Below are 3,114 nucleotides of genomic sequence, written 5' to 3'. Positions count from 1 at the left end.
ACTTCTTCGTGTCGTCTTGCCGCGCTGTCCATCGGATTGCCTGCTCAATCAGGCGCCGATAATTGGCATCCGAGAAGATGCTTGGGCCGTGGCCCGGTTGAATGCAGCATACCCGCCGGTTTCCCTCTTCGCGAATCCAGGCGAGTTCGCGGTTGCTTTCCGGGTTGTCTGTGCTCAGCAGCAGGTGATTGCCGGGATGACAATCCCATTTCCGGTAGACCTCGTCCACGGCAGCGAAATCGGAAACGCCTCGCGTGACCGGATGCTGCGGGTCCTCGACCTTCACGCGAACTTCCGTATCATGCGTGTATTCGGACCGGGGATGAGGTGCGCCTGAAGCCGTGGTCTCTTCCAGATAATACGTTGCGCCAATCAAGTTGCCGTATTCCGGCCAATCAGGGTAATTCGCGATTGCGTGATGGACCATGACCAGGCCCACGCCTCGGTTCAAAAGCGCGAGCAGGTTCGCTTGCCGCTTCTCGGAAATGCCCCGGGACATGTTGTAGAGCAGGATCACGTCGTAGGGCCAGGCGGCAATGTCTTCCAGAAATTCGCTGCCCTCTTTCTGAGGAAGATGCGTGCACCGGATGCCTTCGAGTCCCTCGAACATTGCCAGAAACGGAGGTTCGTCGAAATCGTGCCCGCCTGTCACCACCGCAACATCGATTGCATGATCATCAGGTTGCGTTGCCATGTTGTCTTGCGCATAGATAATGCTCGTTGTCAGTACACACAGCAGAACCAGTGCGTATCGCATGCGTCTTTCCTCATTCGGCGGTTTTGCCATAGACTTCGACTTCGATGTAATGGTTCAACTCGTTCGAGGTATTGCCCCGGCTGTACAGGCGTACATAACGCGCCCGCACGTCCTGGACAGGCATCAGCTTGCCCTCGTAGGTTTCGATGTATTCCTTCTCTTTCCCGACGCCGAACCCCGCCGAGTTGTCATGGTCGTTGTTGAAGAGGGTGCGCACGTTCGTGATGAAGTCGGGGTCTTCCGCCACGCGCACCACGACATCGAAATAGACGCGCGGCTCCATGTGGAAGTGCCACACGGCCAGCGCGAACAGTTCCCGCATCTCGCCCAGGTCCAGCTGCACATACTGCAGGCCCGTCGCCATCTCGATGAAATAACCGTCCGAGCCCGTCTTTTCGCCGTCGGTGATCTGTTCCAGGTTGCCGATGAGGGGACGCATTTGGCTGGCGGTAACTGGCGCGCGCGCGGCCAGGTTCTCCACGCCCTTGGGCGCGTACAGGGGCTCGCGCGCTTTGAGCACGGGCGGCTCCAGGTTGGGCGTCCACAGGTCGCGAGGCGTGCCTACAAATAGCGGGTTTGGCAGATTAATTATGATCGGCTCCCAGTCCGGCGGGATGCATTGTTGCTGCGGGGCCGCGGTCGCCGGTTCCGGTTCCGCCCATGCCCCCGCCGCGCAGAGACAAAGACCAGCCGCCGCTATGGGACGCCAGTTGTGCATGCGTTGTGCCTCCAGTTGCGACAAGCATGGCACTCTCTCTCGCCCGTGTCAATGACGCCGCGGTTGACAAGGCCCCCCGGCAGGAAGAACACTTGCACCGCAGGAAGGTTTACAGCAGTCTTGCAGGGCCGGCTTTTCGCCGCGTCTCATCGCGGAGGCCGGCCCGTGGACGGCGATGATGCGGAGGTATCGTTCATGCTGATGTTGCTCGTTCCCCTCCTGGTGCATGCGCAGCCCCAATTCGAGCGGTTTGAGGCGCCGGGCTTTGCCCGTCCGGTCAGCGGCGTCTGGCACACGCAAGACACGCTGAAAAGTCCGATTCCGCTGGGCGCGATGGGGACTGGGTTCATAGAGATGACTGCGAGCGGTGCGTTCGCCGCGGCGAGTGTCGAGAACGACTGGCTCAAGCCGTGTCCGGTATCGCCGGAGAGCGGCTTCGTCATTCAAGTGGGGGGGAAAGAGGCCGGATTATTCCCCGGGCGCGCGCCCGTGCCCGGGAGCCGGTTATGGGGCCATTTCCCGTGCGCGGACCTCGATCTGAGCGGCGCCTGTGCGCCCGTGCGCGTCTATTTGCGCGCCTTTGCGCCGCTCGTGCCGCACGATTACGACGCGTCGGCCCTTCCCGCCGTATTCTTCAAATTCACGCTCACGAATGGCGGCGAACAGCCGGTTCCCGCGCTGATCCGGCTGACCTGGCGGTCTTTGCCGGTATCCCATGAGGAAGCGGCGGATGGGCTGCTCTTGAACCAAGGCTACGCCGTGGGTTGTTACGGCGCCGGCTGGACGGCGCGGCGCGAGACGCCGGAGGAGGGGCGTGTGGAAGCGATTGGGGAGTGCACCCTTGCGCCGGGTCAGGCCAGCGAGGTGCTTTTCGTGCTTGCGTGGTATTTCCCCGAGTGGGATTCCAGCGATGGGGAACGACTGCTGCATCGCTACGCGGCCCACTACCAGGATGCGAACGACGCGCTGGAATCCGCGCTGAAGCGGGGAACGGCCATCGAGCGCGCAATCACCGAGTGGCAGGAGCGCGTCTATGCGTGCGATGTTCCCCCGATGCTGCAGGACGCCCTGGTGAACGGGCTCTACATCCTTGCGCGCAATTCCTGGTGGCTGGACGACGGACGGTCCTTTCTGAGCGAGTCGTTCAGCGGCTGCCCAATTACGGAGACCTTCGTGTGCCGTTTCAACGGCTCGTTCCCGCTTGCGCTGCTCTGGCCCGAATGCGAAAAGGCAACGATGGCCGAGTTCATGCGCACACAGGCGGACACCGGCCAGATTGCGTTCGGTTTCGGTGCGCCACTCGGCACGCGCACGCCCATGATGGACCTGCAGAAGCCCATCGTCTCGACGGAGTTCGTGCTCACCTGCTGGCGCAACCATGTCCTGTGGAACGACGACGCCTACCTGCGCGCGGTTTATCCGGCCATGAAGAAGGCGATGCGCTACGCGCTGACGCTGGACACCGACGGCGACGGGCTCGTAAACGAAGCGCCCGGGAGTGATACCGGCTTTCCGGCGAACCAGTACTACGATGTGTGGCCGTGGTGGGGCACCAGCGCCTACACGGGCAGCATCTGTCTCGCCGCCTTGTACGCCATCGAGCACGCCGCGAAACGGACGGGCGACGCCGGGTTCGCCC

3 protein-coding genes are annotated in these 3,114 nt (G+C 62.4%); 1 reads left to right on the top strand and 2 read right to left on the bottom strand.

The genetic code is table 11. The features are described from left to right. On the bottom strand, positions 1-757 hold a 757-nt coding region (locus KA184_23750; GenBank protein ID MBP8132606.1), incomplete at its 3' end, for a ThuA domain-containing protein. A 10-nt stretch (positions 758-767) separates the two neighbouring features. Beyond that, positions 768-1,475 carry a hypothetical protein gene (locus tag KA184_23745; GenBank protein ID MBP8132605.1) on the bottom strand — a complete coding sequence of 236 codons (708 nt, stop codon included), beginning with the start codon at positions 1,473-1,475 and terminating at the stop codon, positions 768-770. A gap of 165 nt (positions 1,476-1,640) precedes the next feature. Between KA184_23745 and KA184_23740 the strand changes: the two genes are divergently transcribed. Further along, positions 1,641-3,114, top strand: a 1,474-nt coding sequence (locus KA184_23740) for a hypothetical protein (GenBank protein MBP8132604.1), incomplete at its 3' end; no start/stop codon positions are given.

It is taken from the genome of Candidatus Hydrogenedentota bacterium, assembly GCA_018005585.1.
In the GTDB taxonomy this organism is placed as follows: domain Bacteria; phylum Hydrogenedentota; class Hydrogenedentia; order Hydrogenedentales; family JAGMZX01; genus JAGMZX01.
This window is presented reverse-complemented; position numbering and strand designations above follow the sequence as displayed.